Source organism: Marinomonas sp. ABL3_031 (genome assembly GCF_056161265.1).
This window is the reverse complement of sequence record NZ_JBSWYU010000010.1, coordinates 145,765-169,990: the sequence shown is the minus strand read 5'-3', so window position 1 is coordinate 169,990 and position 24,226 is coordinate 145,765. Positions and strand designations below refer to the sequence as shown.

The 24,226-nt window shown below is 44.8% G+C and carries 19 protein-coding genes and 1 tRNA gene; 5 read left to right on the top strand and 15 right to left on the bottom strand.

All coding sequences use genetic code 11. From position 1 onward, the window contains the following. Positions 1-90: 90 nt before the first annotated feature. From serA to tkt, 11 genes are all read right to left on the bottom strand, one after another. Positions 91-1,320 carry a phosphoglycerate dehydrogenase gene (gene serA, locus ACXAH2_RS12475; RefSeq protein WP_475078917.1) on the bottom strand — a complete coding sequence of 410 codons (1,230 nt, stop codon included), beginning with the start codon at positions 1,318-1,320 and terminating at the stop codon, positions 91-93. 184 nt (positions 1,321-1,504) lie between these two features. After that, entirely contained in the window at positions 1,505-2,608 is a 1,104-nt protein-coding gene (gene trmA / locus ACXAH2_RS12470; protein ID WP_475078916.1) for a tRNA (uridine(54)-C5)-methyltransferase TrmA, read from the bottom strand. A 94-nt stretch (positions 2,609-2,702) separates the two neighbouring features. Continuing rightward, positions 2,703-3,698, bottom strand: a complete 996-nt coding sequence (locus tag ACXAH2_RS12465; protein ID WP_475078915.1) for a hypothetical protein — start codon at positions 3,696-3,698, stop codon at positions 2,703-2,705. 40 nt (positions 3,699-3,738) lie between these two features. After that, a complete protein-coding gene (mtnN, locus tag ACXAH2_RS12460) occupies positions 3,739-4,434 on the bottom strand; it encodes a 5'-methylthioadenosine/S-adenosylhomocysteine nucleosidase (RefSeq protein WP_475078914.1) in 696 nt (231 codons plus the stop codon). Further along, on the bottom strand, positions 4,361-6,991 hold the full coding sequence (locus ACXAH2_RS12455; protein ID WP_475078913.1) for a hypothetical protein: 2,631 nt from the start codon (positions 6,989-6,991) through the stop codon (positions 4,361-4,363). The genes mtnN and ACXAH2_RS12455 overlap by 74 nt, the downstream gene beginning before the upstream one ends. A 2-nt stretch (positions 6,992-6,993) precedes the next feature. Beyond that, a complete protein-coding gene (locus ACXAH2_RS12450) occupies positions 6,994-8,094 on the bottom strand; it encodes a substrate-binding domain-containing protein (protein ID WP_475078912.1) in 1,101 nt (366 codons plus the stop codon). Positions 8,095-8,258: 164 nt separating this feature from the next. Then, a tRNA-Leu gene (locus ACXAH2_RS12445) sits at positions 8,259-8,343 on the bottom strand. Positions 8,344-8,489: 146 nt separating this feature from the next. After that, entirely contained in the window at positions 8,490-9,557 is a 1,068-nt protein-coding gene (gene fba / locus ACXAH2_RS12440; RefSeq protein ID WP_475078911.1) for a class II fructose-bisphosphate aldolase, read from the bottom strand. Positions 9,558-9,811: 254 nt separating this feature from the next. Further along, positions 9,812-10,975: a phosphoglycerate kinase gene (locus tag ACXAH2_RS12435; RefSeq protein WP_475078909.1), complete on the bottom strand. Its 1,164-nt coding sequence runs from the start codon at positions 10,973-10,975 to the stop codon at positions 9,812-9,814. 45 nt (positions 10,976-11,020) lie between these two features. Beyond that, positions 11,021-12,040: a type I glyceraldehyde-3-phosphate dehydrogenase gene (locus ACXAH2_RS12430; protein WP_475078908.1), complete on the bottom strand. Its 1,020-nt coding sequence runs from the start codon at positions 12,038-12,040 to the stop codon at positions 11,021-11,023. Positions 12,041-12,111: 71 nt separating this feature from the next. After that, on the bottom strand, positions 12,112-14,112 hold the full coding sequence (gene tkt, locus ACXAH2_RS12425) for a transketolase (RefSeq protein ID WP_475078906.1): 2,001 nt from the start codon (positions 14,110-14,112) through the stop codon (positions 12,112-12,114). Between the two features lie 369 nt (positions 14,113-14,481). On the opposite strand from tkt, the gene metK reads away from it, so the two are divergent. The 5 genes from metK to ACXAH2_RS12400 all read left to right on the top strand — a co-directional run bounded on the left by metK (position 14,482) and on the right by ACXAH2_RS12400 (position 20,121). Further along, positions 14,482-15,645, top strand: coding sequence for a methionine adenosyltransferase (metK, locus tag ACXAH2_RS12420; RefSeq protein ID WP_475078905.1), 1,164 nt, complete (start codon positions 14,482-14,484; stop codon positions 15,643-15,645). Positions 15,646-15,744: 99 nt separating this feature from the next. Beyond that, entirely contained in the window at positions 15,745-16,479 is a 735-nt protein-coding gene (locus ACXAH2_RS12415) for a 16S rRNA (uracil(1498)-N(3))-methyltransferase (RefSeq protein WP_475078903.1), read from the top strand. 144 nt (positions 16,480-16,623) lie between these two features. Next, positions 16,624-18,111: a TolC family outer membrane protein gene (locus tag ACXAH2_RS12410; RefSeq protein ID WP_475078902.1), complete on the top strand. Its 1,488-nt coding sequence runs from the start codon at positions 16,624-16,626 to the stop codon at positions 18,109-18,111. 197 nt (positions 18,112-18,308) lie between these two features. Continuing rightward, positions 18,309-19,256, top strand: coding sequence for a glutathione synthase (gene gshB / locus ACXAH2_RS12405; protein ID WP_475078900.1), 948 nt, complete (start codon positions 18,309-18,311; stop codon positions 19,254-19,256). A 4-nt stretch (positions 19,257-19,260) separates the two neighbouring features. Next, positions 19,261-20,121: an energy transducer TonB gene (locus tag ACXAH2_RS12400; RefSeq protein ID WP_475078898.1), complete on the top strand. Its 861-nt coding sequence runs from the start codon at positions 19,261-19,263 to the stop codon at positions 20,119-20,121. A 93-nt stretch (positions 20,122-20,214) separates the two neighbouring features. Here ACXAH2_RS12400 and rpoH read toward each other — a convergent pair whose 3' ends face one another. The 4 genes from rpoH to ftsY all read right to left on the bottom strand — a co-directional run bounded on the left by rpoH (position 20,215) and on the right by ftsY (position 24,176). Further along, a complete protein-coding gene (rpoH, locus tag ACXAH2_RS12395) occupies positions 20,215-21,081 on the bottom strand; it encodes an RNA polymerase sigma factor RpoH (protein ID WP_475078897.1) in 867 nt (288 codons plus the stop codon). A 130-nt stretch (positions 21,082-21,211) separates the two neighbouring features. Beyond that, positions 21,212-22,219, bottom strand: a complete 1,008-nt coding sequence (gene ftsX / locus ACXAH2_RS12390) for a permease-like cell division protein FtsX (protein ID WP_475078896.1) — start codon at positions 22,217-22,219, stop codon at positions 21,212-21,214. Then, complete coding sequence (gene ftsE / locus ACXAH2_RS12385) at positions 22,219-22,890, bottom strand: cell division ATP-binding protein FtsE (protein ID WP_475078894.1); 672 nt, start codon at positions 22,888-22,890, stop codon at positions 22,219-22,221. Before ftsE ends, ftsX begins: the two co-directional genes overlap by 1 nt. Before the next feature lie 29 nt (positions 22,891-22,919). Then, positions 22,920-24,176 carry a signal recognition particle-docking protein FtsY gene (gene ftsY / locus ACXAH2_RS12380; protein WP_475078893.1) on the bottom strand — a complete coding sequence of 419 codons (1,257 nt, stop codon included), beginning with the start codon at positions 24,174-24,176 and terminating at the stop codon, positions 22,920-22,922. Positions 24,177-24,226: the final 50 nt, after the last annotated feature.

Sequence of the window (24,226 nt, the reverse complement as noted above, 5' to 3'; positions counted from 1 at the left end):
TCGAGACAGCCCCATCCGGTATAAAAAAGTGTCAGACAAAAAAATCCAGCCGCAGCTGGATTTTTTTAATTCAACTAGAGAAACAAACGCTTAGAACAATACGCGCGCTTTGATTGTTCCTTCAACCAGTTTCACTTTCTCCAATGCCAATTCCGCTGTTTCGGAATCCACGTCCATAACCATGTAACCCAATTTCTCAGTGGTTCTTAAGTACTGACCTGTAATGTTGATACCGTACTCAGAAAAGATTGAGTTGATCTTAGACAACACACCAGGACGGTTTTCGTGAATGTGCAGAATACGATGATCATCTGCTTGTGCCGGCAACGCAACTTCCGGGAAGTTAACCGCAGCAATAGTAGTACCCACATCAGAGAATTTAATCAGTTTCTCTGCTACTTCAACACCGATGTTTTCTTGCGCTTCCATCGTACTACCACCAATGTGTGGCGTTAAGATAACGTTATCTAGACCACGCAATGGTGATACAAACTCTTCATCGTTACCTTTTGGTTCAACTGGAAACACGTCCACTGCCGCGCCGGCCAGGTCGCCGGCTTTAATAGCTTCCGCCACGGCGTCCAAGTCCGCTACTGTGCCACGAGAAGCATTAATGAAGATAGAGCCTTTTTTCATATAAGAAACTTCTTTAGCACCAATCATCATTTTAGTGGATGCTGTTTCCGGTACATGTAAACTGATGATATCGCTGGTTGCCAACAACTCTTTCAAGCTTTTGATTTGACGAGCATTACCCAATGGTAACTTAGTCACTATGTCATAGAAGCACACCTCCATGCCCAATGACTCCGCCAACACACTTAACTGCGTACCTATGCTACCGTAACCTATGATACCCAAACGCTTACCACGGGTTTCGTACGAACCTACTGCCGATTTAATCCAGCCACCACGATGACAGGCAGCGTTTTTTGCAGGAATGCCACGCAACAATAGAATCAATTGACCCAGCACCAACTCAGCCACACTTCGAGTATTAGAATAAGGCGCGTTAAAAACCACAATACCTTTCGCACTGGCTGCCTCTAAATTCACTTGGTTGGTACCAATACAGAAACAACCAATCGCTGCCAACTTGTTAGCATGACTCAATACCTTTTCAGTCAATTGCGTGCGAGAGCGAATACCAATGAAGTGCGCTTCCGAGATTTTCTCGATAAGCTCATCTTCCGCTAAGGCTGTTTTGTGGTATTCAATATTGGTGTAACCCGCATCGTTCAGTGCATCTAATGCAGACTGATGGACACCTTCCAATAACAAGATTTTAATCTTCTCTTTGTCTAATGAAGTGTTGCTCATGGCTCGTTCGACTTCTCTGTTTCAGGGTGGGGGAAAAAATAAGGCCATATGGTAACACAGAACATTCTTTGTCGTATTCAGAATACTGAAATGTGATTCATTATGATAAGAACAAAACTCATGAATAGTGCTACTAAATACTCCCTTGATACTTAAAGAAGTTACGAAAAAGTCCACCAACTTGTTAAACAGAAGTTTTGCGTTTTAAATAAACACCCGTTTCCACATGATGAGTATAAGGAAATTGATCAAACATGGCGTATCGCACCACTTCATGACTGGTGAGCAAAGACTCTAAGTTAGTTTTCAATGTCTCTGGATTACAAGAAATGTAAAGAATAGAATCCACTTTACGAATCAATTCAATCGTCGCATCATCCAACCCAGCTCTTGGTGGATCGACTAACACGACTTCTGGCGACAAGGTATTCATGCCCGCTTGCAACAAGGTTTTTGGTAACTCTGTATCACCATTCAACGCGGCTGACACGTCTTCACTGGCCATTTTAACCACTTGCACATTTTGCATACCATTTATGGCGATGTTGAGTTGTGCTGAATTGACAGACACTTTTGAAATTTCCGTCGCCACCACGCGCTCAAACTGACGCGCCAGCGGGATTGAGAAGTTGCCATTACCACAATACATTTCCAACAGGTCGCCGCTCGCTCCTTGAGTGATATCCAGCGCCCACTCAAGCATTTTTTCATTAATACCAGCATTAGGTTGCGTAAAACTGTTCTCTACTTGCTGGTAATGAAATTGCTGTCCATTCACCGTCAAGGTTTCCATTACAAAATCACGAGTAAGTACTTGCTTACGTTTACGGCTACGACCAATAAAGTGGCAAGCTGGAAAAGATTTATTTAACTCGCGAGCAGCGGCATTCCATTCGTCATCAATGGGTTTGTGATACAGAAGACTAATCAGTGCCTCACCAGTTGTAGTGGTTAAGAAATCCACTTGAAAAAGTTTATGACGCAATAGGGTAATGTCACGAATCGCATCCAATAACTCAGGCATCAATTTGTTGATCAAGGGAGACGCTGCAAGGAATTGATCGGTACGAATCGGGGTTCTCGGATCCGCTGAATCAAACATGGCATAAAACAAATCATCACCATCGTGCCAAATACGAAATTCGGCGCGCATCCGGTAGTGACTTGGCGCACTTTCGAAGACTTCTAGAGGCGGCAATGGCAACCCCGCCATCAATTCATTTAGGGCTTCTTGCTTCTCAGCAAGCTGCGTTGAATAGTGTTCAGGTTGAATTTGATCAGGTCTCATGACGGTTCTCTAAGATGGCGGAGGTTACTGACAACAGGCTTCAGCATAGTGGCGCGGCATTATACGAATTTATCACTGACAAATCTAATAAGCCTCAGTTTAAATATTGAGGCCCCAGTAAAATAACCATAGATAAGGTCAATGACCAAGCGCCTTGATAATCTTCTTCAGCTTCATGGGTCATTTGAGGTTTTAGCTGCGCACTAAGCCAATCTTGGTAAAGGCGTCTTTCGTATTGCACAAAATATAGCACACTGTCAGATTCCAAACTGTGCTCCCCAGATTGTAGGAAACTCAACTGATAGCTCAGGTTGTTTTTGTCGTCCAGCACTTGATAGGCAAACAGGCTTTCCCGACCAAAAAATTCACCTTCTTGATCCAGCCACACCACACTGAAGTCCGCACCATAATGGAATTGTTCACTGGGATAATTCGTTACCCCTATACCGTAACGAGCCCCCACGCCCTTAGAGTAATAAGCAAAGGCTTCTTGCTTTTGATACCAGCTCCAGTCTTCATGGCTGTGACCTTGATTGAAACGTAAACGCATAAAAGGGTCTAACGGAAAATCCACCAGCACTCCCATATCAAAATCTGAACCTAGGTCATCACGAACAAAACGCACAGCTGCAGAAAAACTGGTTTGCAGTGCCGATTCCAGCACCGACTCTTGTTCAGAAGCTTCACCACGCTCACTTTCTGGTACCAGTGAATCAGCATTAGAGCTGACCACTACACGCAAGCGTTTTTCGGTATTTGGCAGCTTCATGCGCGCTTTGAAATCAAAGAAACCACTACTATCACCTTCTTTAAAGACTGGGCCAAGTCGCATCTGCACAAAGCTATCGGACTGACCGTCACTTTCTTTTCCCGACAAGAAGGCGTCCGTATTATTAGACCAACGCCCTATCGTTCTCGACAAACTGGTATGGGTGGTTTGCCACCAAGGACGCTTTTTCTCATCTTTGAACGCGGTCAAAGTGGCGTTTGAACTCACCATGGTGTTTAGGCTAACATCCGCTTCTTTATCCACTAAAGTCACTGGCTGCGCTTGCGCGTATAAATGGAACACACTCACTAAACCAGTCATAATAACGACGCAAAATCGCTTAACTAGCCGCAAAGTCACACTATCCGTCTCGCAACATTTGTTGAATCATTAAGGACGAATTTTCTGCCGCAACTTTTAAGTATTCTTCAAAACTCTGTGGAGACTCTTTGCCTGCGATATCGGACAAAGCGCGTACCACAACAAAAGGGGTTCCGAATTTATAACAAACCTGTGCAACCGCAGCCGCTTCCATTTCAACGGCCACCAGCTCAGGAAAAGTTTCACGCACCAACTCAACACGAACAGGATCGCTCATGAAGCTATCACCTGTGCCAATCAAGCCCACTTTAGCGCCCGCCGTCGTCGCTTTTTCAAGAGCACGTTTGGCTTTTTCTACCAAGTCCACATCTGCCCTATAAGCTTCTGGCATACTAGGCACTTGTCCCATAACATAACCAAATGCGGTAACATCGACATCATGATGAATAACGCGATCAGAAATCACCACATCCCCAACCTTTTGCTCGGCATCATAGCCACCAGCAGAACCAATGTTAATAACATAATCAGGTTTAAACTGAGACAAAAGTAAAGTGGTAGAAAGCGCCGCATTAACCTTACCAATACCGGACTTAAGCAGTACCACTTGCTTGCCTTCAAATTGGCCTGTGTAAAAATCACAACCTGCAATATTTTGCTCTTTAAGATTCGCCATCCATTGTTTGATGACTGCCACTTCCTCGTCCATAGCGCCAATTAGTCCGATTACGCTCATGTATACTCCTAATAAAGTGATTTATCTGATCGTCTGAATGGGGAGATTGTAATCTAATCAAAGCCACATTGTCTGGTCTGTATTGCCAATCTTGAATAGTAAAGATACTTACCTTTGGAAATGCGGCAATCAACTCTGTCAATAACTCGTTAGACTGAGGTGTTAACAGCACAATGACAGCCTCCGGGTGATATGGCAAAACTAGGTCGTAACTACTAAGATCGGTCAACCATTGAGTAGCGATATGTTGTCGTTCTAACTCGTTATACCAAATAGCTTTCGTCACTCGGCTACCACCTACCATGAGCCAAGAGCCTTCTTTATTTGGTTGGTAAAGAGGCATCACACCATCACGCTCTAAAGCCCGCAATAAAATTCGATACACACTATAATCAAATGGACAACCCTGTAACTGAAAGACTTCTAGTTGTTTAACTTCACTGAATACACTATTCACCCACACAATAGGTAAGGCCTGCCTATCATGTTTTACTTGCAGAGTTTGGGTCATTTTCTTCTGACCCGATGTATCCTGATCACATCCAATGAAAATCGCGTCGTACTTCACTATGGTGCTGGATTCAGTAAAGAAACTATCAGCCGATACAAACTCCTTCACTTTACAGCCCAATCTTTGCAAAGCATCACTAATCAACTCTGGATTCTGGTAATCGTTGGCAATCCATGCAATTGACTTTTCCTGGGTCGTTAAGTCTTGAAAAATCTTTTGTTCTGTTTGCTCATGCCAAGCGACTGGTAAAGTAAATTGCAAAGCATTATTTCGAAGAATTTTATATTGCGCACCAAGATTGCTCGCCAGCGCTTTCACCATCCACATAAATAGACTGCGATTCGTCATATCGTGCATAGCAACAATTTCCAGTTCATTTGCCTTAGCTTGAATGGTAAGACGTCGCTCGGCCAGATCATTAGACAACACCATCATAAAGATCAAACGCACCAAGGCCCGAATATTTTTACCTGCTGCCAGCGACCGGTTAGCCAACGCCAGCGGCACTTCTAGTAATGCTCGATTACCCTCAACCTCCATCAACTTCATTGTGGAAGCACTCTCGTTTATCAACAAATCACCCAATACAAGATATTCCACTTCGTCTTCCAAAGTACGAATATCATCCAGTATAGATAGCGTTAAACTTAGCCAACCTTGAAACTGAGAAGTCTTAATTTGCGAAGGCAAATGAGTCAAATAAGCTAATTCACCCTGTAAAGTTTGAGTATCCACCTGTTTCTCGACCGCACTGGATAAAGGCTGTAATTGCTCCAACTGCCACATTAAACTGGTTTCTTTGGTAATGTTCCTACCCACCAGTAAGATACCGCGATAGCCATATTCATTATGATAAGAAAACAACCGCCACTGATAGATACGCCCCAACCTATCTAACGTCATTTCAAAGCCTCTCCCTACTGCACCTTTTAAAGCTTCTTGAATACTTTGATGATGGGCAATTGGGAGAAAATCAAACAAGGTTCGAGCGCGTGACGCCTCAGGAAAAACTTCATTAGCTTCTTTATTTACCACCTGTAACTCAGCCACTTCATTACAGAAAATAATAGCGCTATGTACCGACTCTACGAGTAAATCAAATTGATCACCTTTGGCTTTGATTGCTGCGCGATATTGTTTACTTTGCTCTTCAATAGGTTGTAACTCTTTAAAAAGTGTCGTCGCCTCTTTCTTACGATATAGAGTTTGTTCCAAGGGAACGAAAATCAGCTTATTAATATAAAAATTAACTAACCAGTTAAATACAACCAAACAAATTATAATGAAGCCCAAGAGCGGCCAAGCTAAAACAAATATTTTTCCGCTGGACGCTTCTCTCTGCTCAACCTCTAAAAGAAAATCGCCTTGCACAGAGGTGGCCAACGGAAAACGATAGGTCAAGGTAGCAAATGCCTGCTCTCCATCATTCGACGTTTTTTCATCAAGTAAAACACGCCCATCTGTAGCATCGTACAAACGAACAGCAGTCACTTCGACACTGGTCAGTAATTCATTGCCGAGAGTAAGGTTATCGTTGAGCGAAATAAAACCGTATAAAAAACCCAAATTCTCTCCAGTTGCAGAGACAATTTTCTTTTTGTATTGCAACAATACAGCACCATCCTGAGTAAACACTGCCATCCAACGATTTAACAATGCCTTTTCCAATAACGGATTAAAGCTAACTTGTGTAAAAAGGCGAGCTCTTGGATCCATCGCAATACGATCATCTTTCCAAGTAATATAGAAAAAGTCCAAACCGCCTGAAAACAGCACTTCATGGTGACTAAATAGCAAATCTAATTCTTGACCTTTGGCATAATTTTGCATCATTAAATCTTTGACAATAAAGCTCATTTCGGTCTCAGCCCGAGCTAAATAAGAAGCCAATGTTTGTTCAACTACTTGGTGTTTCAAAGCCAATGCAGTCTTATTGGCATTTCGCTCTAACAAAGTAGCAAAATAAACCGTACCAACCGCCAGTAAAAGCAACAAACACAACATTATCAATAATATTCTTTGTTTTAGACGATCTTTTAAACTCATTCTTAACGCCATGATTTCACCGAATAGTGATAAGCCTGCTGTAACATTAAACTCAAAGTTTCACGGTCAATATCGCCTAGCAATAAGGACGAGCGCGCCATATAAAGGTTAGCCGAATTACGCCCTTCCATATCCAGTTTGATCGCTTCCGCAATGGCAATCGCCACATCATCCCAATAAAATAAAGTAATGGCTTTGATATGCGGTGTTTTAATGTCACTGACATTACCATTAAATGGACCCCATACGTTGGTTTGAACCTCTAAACTTGGTTGTGCTTGCAAAGCCTGTATCACTCCTTTAGCGATATTCTGTGTGCAACTAAAAATGAACTCAGCTGGATCACTAGCGGTCAGTAATGATTGGGCACGCAAAAAAGCCTGTTGCTGATCATTGTTAACCACATAAATATCGACAATTGATCGACCATAGTGTTGCATTTCATCAATAAAATGGTCACAACGCATTTGCCCTATGTAGTCATCCGGCAACACCAAAGCGGATATCATTGCCTGCTCAGGTAACTGACGATCAAGGTAACTGGCCAACTGCTGTACAGCTTTAGCTTGGTCAAAGCCAAGATAAATCAACGGAGGCTGCTGTAACCAATGGCGAAGTGGTGCAGCGAAATCAAACAAAATCAGCTTGTTATTATCAGCCAATAGAAAACGTTCATAAAGACGCTTCAAGTCAAGGCTCATCTTGGTTGCTACTATATAATCCGATTCAGCCACCATGACATCTAAATGGGGAATAAAATCCACGCCACTGCCCGAGCGGTCAATATAAGTATCCAATCGATAGACAATACCCAATTCGCGCATACGTTTACGAAATGCACTCAACGTCAATTGATTCTGCCAAGTATCCCGTTCGCCAAATAGCAAAAACACCACACGAATGGCTTCTTGTTGCGACACTCTAAGAGGATTAGGTGGCGAATTCACTAAGGCAGTGAACTGCTCAGACAACGGACTTTGTTGTGGCTGGAGTTGAAAGAAGGCCTGCTCGGTGAGTACTTGATCGGCTAAGCTGGCAGTAAAGCCCATGACACTCAAGCAACTTAGCTGAACCCACACCAACACACACCAAAGTTTTCGCATCTTTTCGCCTATTTTCCTACTAAAAGATAATTCCCTAGAATTATCCAAAAATATCGAACTTTCAGCGAATGCGAAACAAGAAATGACGTTGGCAAGGAAATTAACTGATCCTTTATAAATTTCAGGCATAAAAAAAGCCGACATAAAGTCAGCTTTTTAAAATATGGTGCGGAAGGAGAGACTCGAACTCTCACGCCGTGAAGCACTGGAACCTAAATCCAGCGTGTCTACCAATTCCACCACTCCCGCAAGGAATGGCGAGCATTATAGGCAAATCATTTTGATGGTCAACTATTTTTTACAAGTTTTTTCTAAAAAAACGCAAAAACTACTCATTCACCAAAATGACTAATACCCTATTCAAAACATTGACCATTATCGCTTTAAGAAAACGACTAGAACGTACGGCCGTTGCTGTACTCACCATGCTCATATCGAACAGCCATTTCTTCCAAATCAATGGTGTTGATACGCGATGCCTGTCCAGCGCAACCAAAGGCTTCATAACGATCAATACAAACTGCCTTCATCGCTTTAATGCTTTCTGTAAGGTATTTACGTGGATCAAAGTTACCTTTGTGCTCAGCCAAGCTACGTCGAATCGCACCGGTTGCAGCCAAACGTAAATCCGTATCAATGTTCACTTTGCGCACACCGTAACGAATGGCTTTGACAATTTCTTCTACAGGCACACCGTAGGTTTCTGGAATATCACCACCAAACTCATTGATGATCGCCAACCAATCTTGCGGCACAGACGAAGAACCGTGCAACACAATGTGAGTATTTGGCAGACGCTCTACAATAGTCGCAATACGCTCAATATCCAGAATGTCACCCGTTGGTGGACGAGTAAACTTGTAAGCACCGTGACTGGTTCCTATGGCAACTGCCAATGCATCAATGCCCGTAGCGCCAACAAAATCCACCGCTTCTTGTGGGTCTGTTAGCATTTGATCGTGAGACAAGGTGCCCTCAGCACCAACGCCATCCTCTTCACCTGCCTGACCTGTTTCCAAAGAGCCTAGTACACCAAGCTCCCCTTCCACAGACACGCCACAAGCGTGAGCAAACTCAACTGTGCGACGTGTCACATCAACGTTATATTCGTAGCTTGCAGGGGTTTTGCCATCAGCCATTAAGGAACCATCCATCATTACAGAGGAGAAACCTAGTTGAATAGAACGCTGACAAATTGCTGGAGACGTACCGTGATCCTGGTGCATCACCACAGGAATATGCGGAAAGTCTTCAATCGCAGCGGCAATCAAATGACGTAAGAAATGCGAGCCTGCGTATTTACGGGCTCCAGCAGAGGCTTGCATGATAACAGGCGAATTTACTTCATCGGCTGCTTCCATAATGGCTTTGACCTGCTCCATGTTGTTGACATTAAAAGCGGGCAAGCCATAGCTGTGCTCTGCGGCATGGTCCAGTAACTGGCGCATACTGATTAAAGGCATAAAAGGTTTCCTCTGACAATTTGTCTAATATTTTAGGTATTACAGACAGTGCAACGTTTCCCGTGCACTCAGTTTTGTTATCACCTCATCTGCCCAATGCAGATTAAGTGTGGCTTACGCCTTATCGTTATTGTCATATTCAACATACTGTCGAATAGGTCACTCTCTCGTATTTGCCACTAACCTCATTGGGTCATTGGCCTAGGCTTTTAGCCTTTATTATGTAAAACAGTCTTATGCTGTTCTTAATAACATTAATTTTGCGCGCGTGACTCTAACATAGCAACTGCTGGTAGTACTTTTCCTTCAACAAATTCAAGAAAAGCCCCACCACCTGTTGAAATATAAGACACTTGTCCGGCAATGTCATATTTGTCTACCGCCGCCAGTGTGTCACCACCGCCCGCAATAGAGAAGCCTGCACTGTTGGCAATGGCCATCGACAAGGCTTTGGTACCTTCACCAAACTGATCAAATTCGAATACGCCAACTGGGCCATTCCAAATGATAGTTTGCGATTCTTCCAACAAAGCAGAGAAAGCGGCCGCGGCTTTAGGACCAATGTCCAAAATCATGTCATCGGCAGCAACGTCTTTCGCGTCTTTAATGGTCGCCTTAGCGTCGGCAGCAAACTCAGTGGCAACCACCACATCTTCAGGTAATGGAATACTGGTTTTCGCCATCAAAGCTTTGGCTTGTGGAATTAGGTCTTCTTCGTAAAGTGATTTACCTACAGGGAAGCCAGCCGCAGCCAAGAAAGTATTGGCGATACCACCACCAACGATCAGTTGATCCACCTTGTCAGAAAGAGATTCAAGCACCGTTAGCTTAGTGGATACTTTTGAACCACCAACAATTGCTGCCATAGGACGAGCAGGTTTCGCCAAAGCTTTTTCCAAGGCTTCCAATTCAGCCGCCAATAAAGGCCCTGCGCAAGCCACTGGTGCGAATTTAGCCACCCCATGAGTTGAGGCTTGCGCACGATGGGCCGTACCGAAAGCATCCATCACAAACACATCACACAAAGCGGCCATTTTTTTCGCTAACGCTTCATCGTCTTTCTTTTCACCTGGATTAAAGCGCACGTTTTCAACTAACACCAATTGCCCTGTAGCGACGTCAACACCATCTAACCAGTCTTTCACCATTGGAACCTCTTGTCCCAACAAGCTCGACAAGTGTTGCGCCACTGGCAACATAGAAAAAGCGCCTTCATACTGACCTTCTGTTGGACGACCAAGATGCGACATCACCATCACTTTCGCGCCAGCTTGCAAAGCCAATTGAATGGTTGGCAACGCAGCGCGAATGCGAGCATCACTGGTCACTTTGCCATCTTTTACAGGTACGTTCAGGTCTTCACGGATCAATACTCGCTTACCGGAGAGATCCAAGTCTTTCATCTTAATTACCGTCATGGGTATGTCCTCAATTATTATCTTTTAACCATCCTATTAACAGCATTAGGCAGAGATCAGCTGTGCCCAATGCTTTGCCACGTCTAACATACGATTAGCGTAACCCCATTCGTTATCAAACCAACATAAGATCTTCACCATGTGACCATCAATGACTTGGGTCTGAGTGCCATCAATGATGACAGAACGCGAGTCATGATTGAAATCCACCGAAGCATGAGGCTCACGGGTAAAGCCCATAATATGTTGATATTTGCCTTGTGACGCTTGCTCTAACAGCTGATTAATTTGCTGTAAGGTCACTGGCTGCTCGGTACGCAAAACCAAGTCAATCAATGACACATTCAATGTCGGCACACGCACGGCATTACAGCCCATCTTACCGTCCAACTCTGGCATTAACCGAGTAATGCCTTTAGCCAACCCCGTATCAACGGGAATAATGGAACTGAGTGCAGCGCGGGTTAGACGTAAATCTTTTGTATGGTAACCATCGATCACGGGTTGATCGTTCATCGCTGAGTGAATGGTTTGACTGGTGCCATGTATCACACCACAAAAGTCTTGCAACACATCCAATACAGGGATCAAACAGTTGGTCGTACAAGAAGCGGCTGACACAATTTGGTCGTGAGCTTGAATCGTGTGATGGTTATAGCCATACACTAAAGTAGCATCAACATCCGCGTCTGCGGGTTGAGACAACAAGAGTCTAGGTACACCTGCCGCAATGTATTGTCGTGCACCAGCAGTGTCACTAAAACTGCCAGAACATTCCAATACCAAATCCAAATTTAGGGATGCCCAGTCAACGCCATTCGCATTTGCACTGGAAAAACATCGAATACGATCGTCACCAATCAACAAACAATCATCTTGCGTGGTAACCGATTGCGGAAACCGGCCATGGGTTGTGTCATAGCGTGTTAAATAACTCATCGTCTCTATATCAGACAACTCGTTTATTGCCACCACTTGAAGCTGTTTACGGTAACCATTTTCGTACAAGGCCCGCAACACAGATCGGCCGATTCGACCATAACCATTAATAGCGATTCGCAACATAGTCTCACTACTTATCGCAATAAAAAGAAAAAAGAGACGCTCTATCGCGTCTCTTTTCCACTTTGATCAAGTTACGCTGAAAGTAACTTCTCAGCTGTAGCAACCACATTATCGACGGTGAAGCCGAAATGTTTCATTAGGTCACCACCAGGGGCAGACTCACCGAAGCTTGTCATGCCGACAGTAGCGCCTTCAAAACCGACGTACTTGTACCAGTAGTCCACATGAGCCGCTTCAATTGCCACACGCTTAGTGACCGCTTTAGGCAATACTGACTCTTTGTAGGCTGCGTCTTGTGCATCGAATACATCGGTAGATGGCATAGACACAACACGTACTTGTTTACCTTGTGCCGTTAGCGCTTCCGCTGAAGCCACTGCCAAACTTACTTCCGAACCGGTTGCGATCAAAATAAGTTCCGGCGTACCAGCACAATCTTGCAATACGTAACCGCCTTTCGCTACATTTGCTAAAGTGGCTGCATTACGAGCTTGAGCAGTCAAACCTTGACGAGAGAACACCAAGGACGTTGGGCCATCACGACGCTCAATCGCCGCTTTCCAAGCCACTGCCGTTTCCGCACCATCACAAGGACGCCATACTGACATATTCGGTGTCATGCGCAGGTTAGCAAGTTGCTCAACCGGTTGGTGAGTCGGACCATCTTCCCCTTGACCAATAGAATCATGGGTATAAACAAACACGTTTTGAATGCCCATCAAAGCAGACATACGCACTGCGTTACGCGCGTATTCCATAAACATCATGAAGGTCGCGCCATAGTTAATGAAACCACCGTGTAAAGAGGCACCATTCATGATGCCGCTCATACCAAATTCGCGCACGCCGTAGTAAATGTAGTTACCCGCTGGATCATCTTGAATACCTTTTGAGCCAGACCAAAGTGTTAAGTTAGAGCCTGCAAGGTCGGCTGAGCCACCTAACAATTCAGGCAACATGGCACCAAATGCACCAATGGCATTTTGTGATGCCTTACGGCTAGCAATGTTCTCACCCTTATCCTGACATTCTTGAATGAAAGCTTGAGCTTTTTGTTCGAAGTCAGCAGGCAATTCACCTTTGATCACACGACGCTCAAATTCTGCTGCCAATTCAGGGAATGCTGCTTGGTAAGCGGCAAACTTTTCCTGCCATTGGGTTTCACGAGCAGCACCCGCCTGCTTGGCATCCCAACCTGCGTAAACATCCGCAGGAATCTCAAATGGCGCATGCGGCCAGCCAAGGAATTCACGCGCTGCGGCGATTTCTTCTTCCCCCAGAGGCGCACCGTGAGAATCATGGCTACCGGATTTGTTAGGTGAACCAAACCCTATGATGGTCTTACAACAAATCAAGGTAGGCTTGCTGGTTTCCGCTTTTGCAGCCTCAATGGCGGCTTTAATGGCTGCTGAATCGTGACCATCAACCGCTGCGATGACATGCCAACCATAGGACTCAAAACGTTTTGGTGTATCGTCTGTAAACCAACCTTCAACGTGACCATCGATGGAAATACCGTTGTCATCCCAGAATGCAATCAGCTTACCAAGGCCAAGTGTACCAGCCAAAGAGCAAGCTTCATGGGAAATACCTTCCATCAAACAACCGTCGCCCAAGAAACAGTAAGTATTGTGGTCTACGATTTGGTGACCGTCGCGGTTAAATTGTGCCGCCAAGGTCTTCTCCGCAATTGCCATCCCCACTGCATTACTGATACCTGCGCCTAGTGGACCAGTGGTGGTTTCAACACCATCAGTGTAACCATACTCTGGGTGACCTGGCGTTTTTGAGTGCAATTGACGAAATTGCTGCAATTCTTCAATCGGTAAGTGGTAACCAGATAAATGCAACAAAGAATAAATCAGCATAGAGCCATGACCGTTAGACAATACAAAACGATCACGATCCACCCAATTAGCATTAGACGGGTTGTGCTTCAAATAGTCATTCCATAATACTTCTGCAATGTCTGCCATCCCCATTGGGGCACCTGGGTGACCTGATTTAGCTTTTTGAACAGCGTCCATACTTAAAGCACGTATGGCATTCGCGAGTTGTTTCCGAGACGGCATGGTTATTCCACTCCTGGTAGCTTGACGAACAATAGAAGAAACATTCTCCATAGACTGAAGCAGCATGCAATGCCAACTCCGTTCATTTGCCTCATTTTAGGGCCAAGAAAATGCATTCTCTTAAAATCTGCACCATGCTATCAAAAAAACCACCTTTTGCCTCGCACAAATGCGTGCCCCAACTTGCTATTTAAAAAATTTTCCGACATTATTCACCGCTCAAAGCGTCGATTTGTTTCGGCTTGCGGACGCTATATAAAATCAGCTAAACAGAAGCACGATAAGATGCCTGTTTAGCGACTCTCATGCTAAGCGGGTTTTTTTATGCCTTTTTAGCGCTTTTTCATTTTATTGATAGAGGCACTAAACATGTCAGAATATTCATTATTTACTTCGGAATCCGTTTCTGAAGGCCATCCAGATAAAGTCGCCGATCAGGTTTCCGATGCCATTCTTGATGCCATTTTGGCAGCAGACAAAGAAGCCCGTGTTGCTTGCGAAACCCTTGTAAAAACAGGCATGGTGTTAGTAGCAGGTGAAGTACGTACTAACGCTTGGGTTGATATCGAAGAAATCGCTCGCGGCGTAATTCGTGACATCGGCTACAACAGTTCAGACATGGGTTTCGACTGGGAATCTTGTGCTGTAATGAACGCCATCGGTAAACAATCTGCTGACATCGCCGTAGGTGTCGATGAAGCCGACGAAAAAGAATTGGGTGCCGGTGACCAAGGCCTAATGTTCGGTTTTGCCACTAACGAAACCGATGTATTGATGCCTGCTCCTATTACCTATGCACACCGTTTGGTTGAGCGCCAAGCCCAAGTTCGTAAAAACGGCACGCTAGATTTCTTGCGCCCAGACGCAAAAAGTCAGGTAACTTTTCGCTATGACAGCAATGGTAAACCATGCGCTATCGATGCTGTGGTTCTTTCAACGCAACACAGTGCTGCCGTAAAACAAGCAGACCTGCGTGAAGCCGTGATGGAAGAAATCATCAAACCGGTTCTGCCAGAAGAATGGCTTTCTAAAGACACCAAATACTTCATCAACCCAACCGGTCAATTCATTATCGGTGGCCCAGTGGGTGACTGTGGTTTAACAGGACGTAAAATCATTGTAGATACCTATGGCGGCATGGCTCGTCATGGCGGTGGCGCGTTTTCTGGTAAAGACCCCTCTAAGGTAGACCGCTCAGCGGCTTATGCTGGTCGTTACGTGGCAAAAAACATCGTTGCAGCCGGCTTAGCGGACAAATGTGAAATCCAAGTGTCTTACGCTATCGGCGTAGCAGAACCAACTTCTATCAGTATCAACACCTTTGGTACGGGTAAAATCAGTGACGATAAAATTGTTGAATTGGTACGCGAGCACTTTGAATTGCGCCCAGCTGGCCTTATCAAAATGCTGGATTTGAAACGTCCAATCTATTTACCGACAGCGGCTTATGGTCACTTTGGCCGTACCGGCGATAACTTTACTTGGGAAAAAACCGACAAAGCCGAGCTATTGCGTAACGCTGCTGGTTTATAATTGCGTTAATTTCCGTTATAAAAAGCCTTCTCGTGCTCGCACGAGAAGGCTTTTGCGTTTTTATCTGTTATTTAAAAGGCTTTTTCATTAGGACAAGGTATGCGAATCCCACGAATCTACATCAATGCTGAACTCAGTGAAAACCAAACGCTGACCTTGCCTGATACCAGTTTCCAACACCTGTGCAAAGTATTACGACTCAAATCAGGACACCCGTTGCGCGTTTTCAATGGTCAAGGTGGACAATATCAAGCGACTTTATGCGCTGTAGAGAAACGCTCTGCCAATATAGCAATCGGGGAATTTGAGGAATTAAACAACGAGTCCGCCGTAAAAGTGACCATTGGACAGACTTTGTCCCGCGGTGAACGAATGGATTACGCCATTCAAAAGTCTGTTGAAGCGGGCGTGTTTGCTATCCAACCTTTGTTCAGTGAACGCTGCGAAGTAAAGCTCGAAGACAAGCGTATTGAAAAGCGTCTCATTCATTGGCGACAAGTCGCCATCAGTGCCGCCGAACAGTGTGGTCGTGGTGTAGTTCCGGAAGTACGCATGCCAATGCCCCTCGAAGCTTGGCTCAATGAATGTAACCAAATGTTAAAGTTCACCCTGCATCATCATAGCGAAAAACCTATCAAGCACTATACTCTAGGGGTAGATCAACACATAGGACTACTTATCGGCCCGGAAGGCGGTTTGACAGAAAATGAAGTGCAACTGTCTGAAAAAAAAGGCTTTTATCCGATTTCCTTAGGCCCAAGAGTATTACGTACAGAAACCGCACCAGTGGTGGCATTGAGTGTCATTAACACCTTATGGGGCGATATACATTAAACGCATATTTTAAAATAAGCTAACAGAATCCCTACATACACGTTAGCTTATCCGTTTTACTATTTATTTTGGTACATAGACAGGACTCTGAAATACATGTTTAATCGAACAGCCATTACATGCATGTTTTGCATATGGGCACTTATGCTACCTACAACCAGTGCCGCGCTCACGCTTGAAGAAGCCACCTATATCGCAATTGAAAACAACCCAACAGTGCGTCAAGCCATTGCGAAATATCGTGAATCAAAAGAAAACATAGATCTAGCAAGACGCAATGGTTACTTCCCCAGTGTCGATTTAAACGCAGGTATTGGTCACGAAACCACCTACGCTGACGACAGTAACTCCGACGATATCGGCTTAACACGTCGCGAACTTTCTTTGTCCTTAAATCAGCCCATTTTCAATGGCTTTGCTACACAAAACGAAGTGGATCGCTTGTTTAATGAGGCGGAAGCAGATCGTTGGAGTGCTCTGATTTCCGTTGAAAACACCGCTCTGGAAGTCGCTCAATCATACGCTAATATTCTACGCTTCCGAGAGTTAGTGAATCTGGCAAAAATGAACTTAGAAACTCACCAGCGCATCCACAAACAGATTAAACTGAAAAGCGACACAGGTGTTGGTCGTCAGTCGGACTTAAGCCAAATTACGGCGCGCCTTGCCAAAGCACATGCCAATTATCTTGCTGCAATCAACAATCTACTTAACGCTGAAAGCAACTACAACAAAGTGGTCGGCGAACTACCACCAGAAGATTTAATTTACCCTGTTCCTGATCGCGACCTATTGCCCAAAGACCTAGAAAGCGCCATCAAGCAAGCACTGGCGAAGAATCCCGCTATTGAAGGAGCATATTGGGATGTCGCTGCCACAGAAAGCATCCAAAAAATTACCGATGCAAGCAAATACCCAAGTGTCAACTTTGTTTTGGAGCGAACTTGGAACAACAACCTAGACGGAAACGAAGGGCCAAATGAAGACTTATTAGCAATGATTCGATTGAACTACAACATTTATAGTGGTGGTTCCTACAAGCGTCAAAAAGAAGTGGCTGTTCAACAAAACAATCAAGCGAAAGAGATTCGTCGAAATACGATTCGCGATACAGAGTTAACAGTACGACTTGCTTGGGCGGCTTTTGAGGCTACAACCGGTCAAAAAAAGCATATACGTGATTATGTAATTGCCACCAAAGAGTCTCAAGTGGCTTACGAAAAACAATTCCGTTTAGGGCGCCGCACCCTATTAGACGTTCTGGACAGTGAAAACGAACTCTTCCAGGCGCGCCAAGATTACGTCAACGCTGACTATGACGAGCTATTCTCTGAGTTTCGTTTGTTTAACGCCAAGGGTGAGCTAATGCGCTCGTTCCGTATTTATCGTCCACCCTTACTGGGTTTTAAAGATGAGTTTGAACAACCAGCAGCTGTGCCAACCCAGCAAACAGCGACGGATGAGCTAAAAAGCATCGAAGCCACTGTCTTACCAAGTGCTGAACAAGAAAGTGCGGAAAAGACGACACCTGATACACAGCAAGCGCCAATAGAAGAACCTTTGTTGCCTTCAGATAGACCAAGCGCTGACGACTTGTTCATTGATGCAGACGACGCCTCCGGTAGCTGGTAAAACGCTCTTAAAGAGCCGAGTACTGTCTCGGCTCTTTGCCTCATTACAGCGAATAAGGAAATTTCGCCACCCTCCCAAACTATTGAAAAAACAGGGCTATTTTTTCTTCTCAGCGCCCCCATATTTCTATAGCATCAGTAGATATGTTTCGACTGAATTGAACAAAGTCGAACACTCGTTTTTGAGGACGTAACAGAATGACCGTTAAACTTGGAATGGTAATGGATCCCATCGCATCCATTAGCTATAAAAAAGACACTTCACTTGCCATGTTATGGGCCGCTGCAGAAAAAGGCTGGGAACTCATCTACATGGAACAAAAAGATCTGTTTCTCGACAATGGTAAAGCCTATGCCATGGCTCGTTCACTCAGAGTTCATAAAGACCCTGAACACTTCTATGATTTAGGTGAAGAATCACGCATTGCTTTAGGCGATTTAGATGTCATTCTGATGCGTAAAGATCCGCCTTTCGATGGTGAATTTGTTTACAGCACCATGATTTTAGAGCAAGCTCAGCGCGATGGCTGCATGGTAGTGAACGATCCCAAAAGTCTGCGCGACTGTAATGAGAAACTCTTTGCGACACAATTCCCACAATGTTGCCCACCGGTATTGGTGACTCGTCGTGCGGATTTACTAAAAGCCTTCCATAAAGAGCACGGAGACGTCATCTTTAAACCACTAGATGGTATGGGAGGCACGTCCATTTTCCGTCTCAAGCCAGATGACTCTAATGTCAGCGTGATTATTGAAACCCTTACCAAGATGGGCACAGAACAGATCATGGCGCAAAAATTCATTCCTGAAATCAAACAGGGCGATAAGCGCATTTTAATCGTTGATGGTGAGCCTGTTCCATACGCTTTAGCACGCATTCCATCATCTGGTGAAACCCGAGGAAACTTAGCTGCTGGTGGACGTGGTGAAGGTCGACCACTGAGTGACAAAGACCGTTGGATTTGTCAGCAAGTGATTCCTGCTTTAAAGGAAAAAGGGCTTTTATTTGTTGGTTTAGATGTTATTGGCGACTACTTAACTGAAATCAATGTCACTAGCCCAACGTGCGTCAGGGAATTAGACCAGCAATTTGATCTCAATATTGCCATGACATTAATCGCAGCCATAGAGAAACGCTTAGCCTAATATCATGCGTGTGATTGATAAGTTTTCCGTTACCCTTTTTATCGCCATCAGTGTGCATTTGCTGCTGGCGATCTTAGTGAGTTTTGATTTTGAACTGCCCTCCCCAAAGCCAAAAACCTTAGAAGTGACCTTGGTGCAGCATACCACCAAAGCGCCAGTAGATGCCGATTTCATAGCCCAAGCTAACCAACAGGCAAGCGGTACTGAATTACGCAAGAAAAAGCTCACTACCACAGAAGAGGCGCAATTCCTTTCCGATAACATTCAAGAAATTTCACCGCCAGTACAACCCCAACTGGCCTCAGCAGACCCCATTGACGAGCCGAGCCTGCTTGCAACACAAGATCAAGAAGCAGTACTCGAAGTGGCGAAAGAGGTCGAAAAAGAACCACAAACATTAGAAGAACGCTTTCGTGGCGAAACTCAGATCCCCAGTCATTTATCCAATGATATCGCCACCCTAGAAGCCTTGCTTGATCAACAGCGCCAATCCTATGCCAAGCGCCCTCGTATCAGACGTTTAACGTCCGTATCAGCCAAAGCCGCCGTCGATGCGAAATATCTTGATGATTGGCGTCGCCGTATAGAACGTATCGGCAATATTCATTACCCAGCCGAGGCTAAACGCAATCATTTGTATGGTGAGTTACGTTTGGCGGTTGTCATCTTACCTAACGGCTATGTGGACGATATTGAGGTACTGCATTCTTCGGGCATTCGTGTATTAGACGATGCCGCGATGCGAATTGTGCGTCTCGCCGAACCATTTCAGACCTTCCCTACGGAACTAAAAAAAGAAGTGGATAAGCTGGAAATCATTCGTACATGGCGTTTTATTCCTGGTGACCAACTGCGTAGTCAATAAACCCCGTATTTTAACGTTGCCATGACTTAGCTAAAGAATATTCAGACACAAAAAAACCCTCACCAAGAGGGCTTTTAATTAACCTAGGGTCAATCAGTCAAACTGACCATCACCCATCGCCAAACGAATTTTCTTCATGGCATTCTTTTCAAGCTGGCGAATACGCTCAGCAGACACACCGTATTCATCGGCCAGTTCATGCAATGTTGATTTACCATCAGACAACCAACGCTGCACCAAAATATTACGACTACGCTCATCTAAGTCTGCCATAGCAAGCTCTAGACGCTGATTAGAATCTTCTTCCCAGTTACCGTTTTCCAACAACATAGCTGGATCAGAACGATGATCTTCCAAGAACTGTGACGGAGCTTGAAATGCACTGTCGTCATCATCGTCTGCAGAAGCGTCAAATGCCATATCAGAAGCGCTTAAACGCCCTTCCATCTGACGAACCACGTCTGGCGTCACACCAAGATCATTCGCCACCGACTCGACCTCAGAGTTACTAAACCATGACAAGCTCTTTTTCGCACTGCGCAAATTAAAGAACATTTTGCGCTGCGCTTTAGTGGTTGCCACTTTCACAATACGCCAGTTTTTCAGAATAAATTCATGAATTTCAGCTTTGATCCAATGCACCGCAAAAGACACCAAACGCACACCTACTTCAGGATTGAAGCGTTTTACGGCCTTCATCAAACCAACATTACCTTCTTGGATCAAATCACCTTGAGCTAATCCATAACCGGAATAACTTTTCGCAATATGTACAACAAATCTCAAATGCGACATGACCAGTGTACGCGCCGCTTCCAAGTCTTCTTGATAATAAAGACGTTCTGCTAAGGCTTTTTCTTCGTCAGCAGTTAAAATCGGAATACGACTTACTGTTTGCACATAAGACTCAAGGTTCTGACCTGGAGTCATCATATCTATAGGCTGAAGAGCTTTACCCATCTCTATTTCCACCTTTTAATTGTTCATACCTTGTATGACAAAAATACTAACAAGTTAATTCTGCATATGTGTGACATAAATGTGGATATAACGTGGCGAATGCAATTTGTTGAGCGATCGCCGCTTTATCTCACTGCAGCTCCATATCTTTGATGTGTCGGTTTACTGCAATCCAAGCACCAACCACACCAATTAATGCACTAATAGTTAAACATAAAACAATCTCATCTGCATTAAAAGTCTGCAATTGAAAATCGCTTTGATATAAATCAATCAAGCGCTCGGCAGGGGCGCTCACCCACCAGCTAAGCACCAAAATACATAGGCTGGCGAAGATTCCACCCAGCAAACCAAACCAAAAACCCATGTACAAAAATGGACGACGAATATAAGCGTCCGTCGCTCCTACCAGCTTCATTACCAGTACTTCATCACGACGATTTTCCACCGCTACACGAATGGTGTTCCCCACAATAAGAAACACGGCAATCACCAATAATACCGATAACGCATAGGAAAAACGCTGACCAAAACTCAAGATATTAGCAAGGCGTTGTAACCATTGTGCATCTAATTCGGCGATTTCTACTTCTGGATTGTTGGCCAACTCATCACGTAGCACTTGTAAGCTAGACAATGTCGTTACGTCTACCGACTCCCGCGGGATCACTCTCAACACAATTGGCAAAGGATTTTCGGACAAAGAGGACAGTGTTTGTTCATAACCACTAGATCGCTCAAAGTACCTCAAGCCTTCTTCTTTCGAAATGTACTCCACCGTATCTACATCAGCTTGCGCTGAAATACGGTGTGACAACGCCAATGCCTCGGTGTCTTCTAAATTGGGGAAAAGATAAAGGGTAATGACAGACTGCTGCTCCCATTGATCGGTAACGGTTTGCACATTTTTCAATGCCACATACAAACCGCCCGGCAAGGACAAAGCAATGGCAATCACCATAATAGTCATCGCACTGGCAAGTGGGTAAGTCAACAAACGTGTAAAACTTTCCGTCAAGGTGGTTTTATGCTGACGGAAATACAAACTTATGTTAAATCGATTCCGCGACGGCCAATGATGCTTAGTGGCTTTCACAGAGGCACGTGTGGCGCCTCGTTGATTGGGCTTCTGTGCCATTAAGCAAACCCTCCATCATTGACCATTCGACCTTGATTCAAGGTCAATACGCGATGACGCATACGCGCCACCAAAGCCAAATCGTGACTGGCAACCAACACAGTGACACCAACACGATTAAACTCTTGAAACAGGTTCATGATTTCTGCAGACAATTTAGGATCCAAGTTACCCGTTGGCTCATCCGCCAGCAGCAACTGGGGTTTGTTTACCACAGCACGAGCGATGCCGACCCTTTGCTGTTCACCACCAGACAAGGCCATAGGGTTGTACTTCTCTTTATCCAGCAGACCCACCTTATCCAGCGCGGCTCGCACTCGCTTAGCTACCTGCTCATGATCGGCACCACTGACTTGCAAAGGCAAGGCAACATTGTGAAAGACACTGCGATCAAACAGCAATTGGTGATTCTGAAACACCACACCAACACGACGCCTGTGCTGTGGAATGGCGCGGCGACTTAAGGTTCGTAAATCAATACCGTTGATAAAAATTTGCCCCGATGTTTGACGCTCAATCATCATCATGAGCTTCATCAAGGTACTTTTACCTGCACCAGAGTGGCCAGTTAAAAAGGCCATTTCACCTTGCTGCAAATGAAAACTCACCTGCGACAAGGCTTCCTGACCACTGTCGTACTTTTTACCTACGCGCTGAAATTCGATTTCCACTCTGCTTCACTTTCCTGATTCAAAGGTGACTAGTCTTGATCCCCTGCAAACAGAGCATCAATAAATTCTTGGGCAATAAACGGGCGTAAGTCATCCGCTTGCTCACCAACGCCAATATAGCGAATCGGCAAGCCAAATTGTTTGGCAATAGCAAAGATAATACCGCCTTTCGCAGTACCATCAAGCTTGGTAAGCGTGATACCCGATACCCCCACGGCTTCTGAAAACAGTTTCGCTTGGCTAATGGCATTTTGCCCCGTGCCAGCATCCAACACCAACATCACTTCATGCGGGGCACTTTCATCCAACTTTTTCATCACACGAACGACTTTAGACAATTCGTTCATTAAGTTTTGTTTGTTTTGCAAACGCCCCGCTGTATCGGCAATCACGACATCAATATTTTTCGCCTTTGCAGACTCAATCGCATCAAAGATAACCGAAGCCGAGTCAGCTCCTGTATGTTGCGCCACCACAGGCACATCATTTCGTTCCCCCCAAACCTGCAACTGCTCTACCGCAGCAGCACGAAAAGTATCGCCAGCGGCGAGCATCACACTCTTACCTTGTGCTTGATACTTTTTCGCCAACTTACCAATAGTAGTGGTTTTTCCAACGCCATTAACACCCACCATCAAAATAACAAAAGGACCGTCCGCGTTGCTTGGCTCAAGTTCTTGTTGTGACGAACCTAGAATCGCTTGCATATCCGCTTTTAAGTGTGTCATCACAGCATCGGCGTCTTTTAATTCTTTGCGATTCAACTTCTCAGTAAGGCCTTCGATCAGAGTACGTGTTGCGTCGATACCCACATCGGCCATAAGCAACTGGGTTTCCAGTTCTTCCATCAAGTCATCATCAACTTTTTTACTGCCACTGATGATAGAAGACAAACCATTGCCTAGACCACTTCGGGTACGAGACAGACCGGATTTAATGCGCTCTGACCAAGACAAAGCTGGCTCTTCTTCCGTCTTTTCAACCTGTATAGCCTGTTGCGTCTCAGGGCGCTCTGAGACAGATTGTTCACTCACCAAAGGCTCTGGGTCAGTGGTCATGGCTTGTGATAAAGGATCTTGTGCTGCAGTTGAAGGCTTTTCTGCTTCACGAGCATCTGCATCTTTTTGTTTAGCGACAGCAATATCAGCTCTCATTTTGTTGACAAAACGACGACGAATCACCAAGGCAAACACCGCCAACAGGATACCAATTATCATAGGAACAAAGCGGGCGTACTCACCAAAATATGGGGTAAAAAAAGTAATAATTTGATTCACAACTTCCATTAAACTCATCTCTTCGTTTTGGCTGATGCAGTAAACACCAGTGAAATGCT

Bases quoted from the DNA above. Each gene is read 5' to 3' on its own strand.
- serA (WP_475078917.1), bottom strand. From the start codon at position 1,320: ATGAGCAACACTTCATTAGACAAAGAGAAGATTAAAATCTTGTTATTG.
- trmA (WP_475078916.1), bottom strand. From the start codon at position 2,608: ATGAGACCTGATCAAATTCAACCTGAACACTATTCAACGCAGCTTGCT.
- ACXAH2_RS12465 (WP_475078915.1), bottom strand. From the start codon at position 3,698: ATGACTGGTTTAGTGAGTGTGTTCCATTTATACGCGCAAGCGCAGCCA.
- mtnN (WP_475078914.1), bottom strand. From the start codon at position 4,434: ATGAGCGTAATCGGACTAATTGGCGCTATGGACGAGGAAGTGGCAGTC.
- ACXAH2_RS12455 (WP_475078913.1), bottom strand. From the start codon at position 6,991: ATGAGTTTAAAAGATCGTCTAAAACAAAGAATATTATTGATAATGTTG.
- ACXAH2_RS12450 (WP_475078912.1), bottom strand. From the start codon at position 8,094: ATGCGAAAACTTTGGTGTGTGTTGGTGTGGGTTCAGCTAAGTTGCTTG.
- fba (WP_475078911.1), bottom strand. From the start codon at position 9,557: ATGCCTTTAATCAGTATGCGCCAGTTACTGGACCATGCCGCAGAGCAC.
- ACXAH2_RS12435 (WP_475078909.1), bottom strand. From the start codon at position 10,975: ATGACGGTAATTAAGATGAAAGACTTGGATCTCTCCGGTAAGCGAGTA.
- ACXAH2_RS12430 (WP_475078908.1), bottom strand. From the start codon at position 12,040: ATGTTGCGAATCGCTATTAATGGTTATGGTCGAATCGGCCGATCTGTG.
- tkt (WP_475078906.1), bottom strand. From the start codon at position 14,112: ATGCCGTCTCGGAAACAACTCGCGAATGCCATACGTGCTTTAAGTATG.
- metK (WP_475078905.1), top strand. From the start codon at position 14,482: ATGTCAGAATATTCATTATTTACTTCGGAATCCGTTTCTGAAGGCCAT.
- ACXAH2_RS12415 (WP_475078903.1), top strand. From the start codon at position 15,745: ATGCGAATCCCACGAATCTACATCAATGCTGAACTCAGTGAAAACCAA.
- ACXAH2_RS12410 (WP_475078902.1), top strand. From the start codon at position 16,624: ATGCTACCTACAACCAGTGCCGCGCTCACGCTTGAAGAAGCCACCTAT.
- gshB (WP_475078900.1), top strand. From the start codon at position 18,309: ATGACCGTTAAACTTGGAATGGTAATGGATCCCATCGCATCCATTAGC.
- ACXAH2_RS12400 (WP_475078898.1), top strand. From the start codon at position 19,261: ATGCGTGTGATTGATAAGTTTTCCGTTACCCTTTTTATCGCCATCAGT.
- rpoH (WP_475078897.1), bottom strand. From the start codon at position 21,081: ATGGGTAAAGCTCTTCAGCCTATAGATATGATGACTCCAGGTCAGAAC.
- ftsX (WP_475078896.1), bottom strand. From the start codon at position 22,219: ATGGCACAGAAGCCCAATCAACGAGGCGCCACACGTGCCTCTGTGAAA.
- ftsY (WP_475078893.1), bottom strand. From the start codon at position 24,176: ATGGAAGTTGTGAATCAAATTATTACTTTTTTTACCCCATATTTTGGT.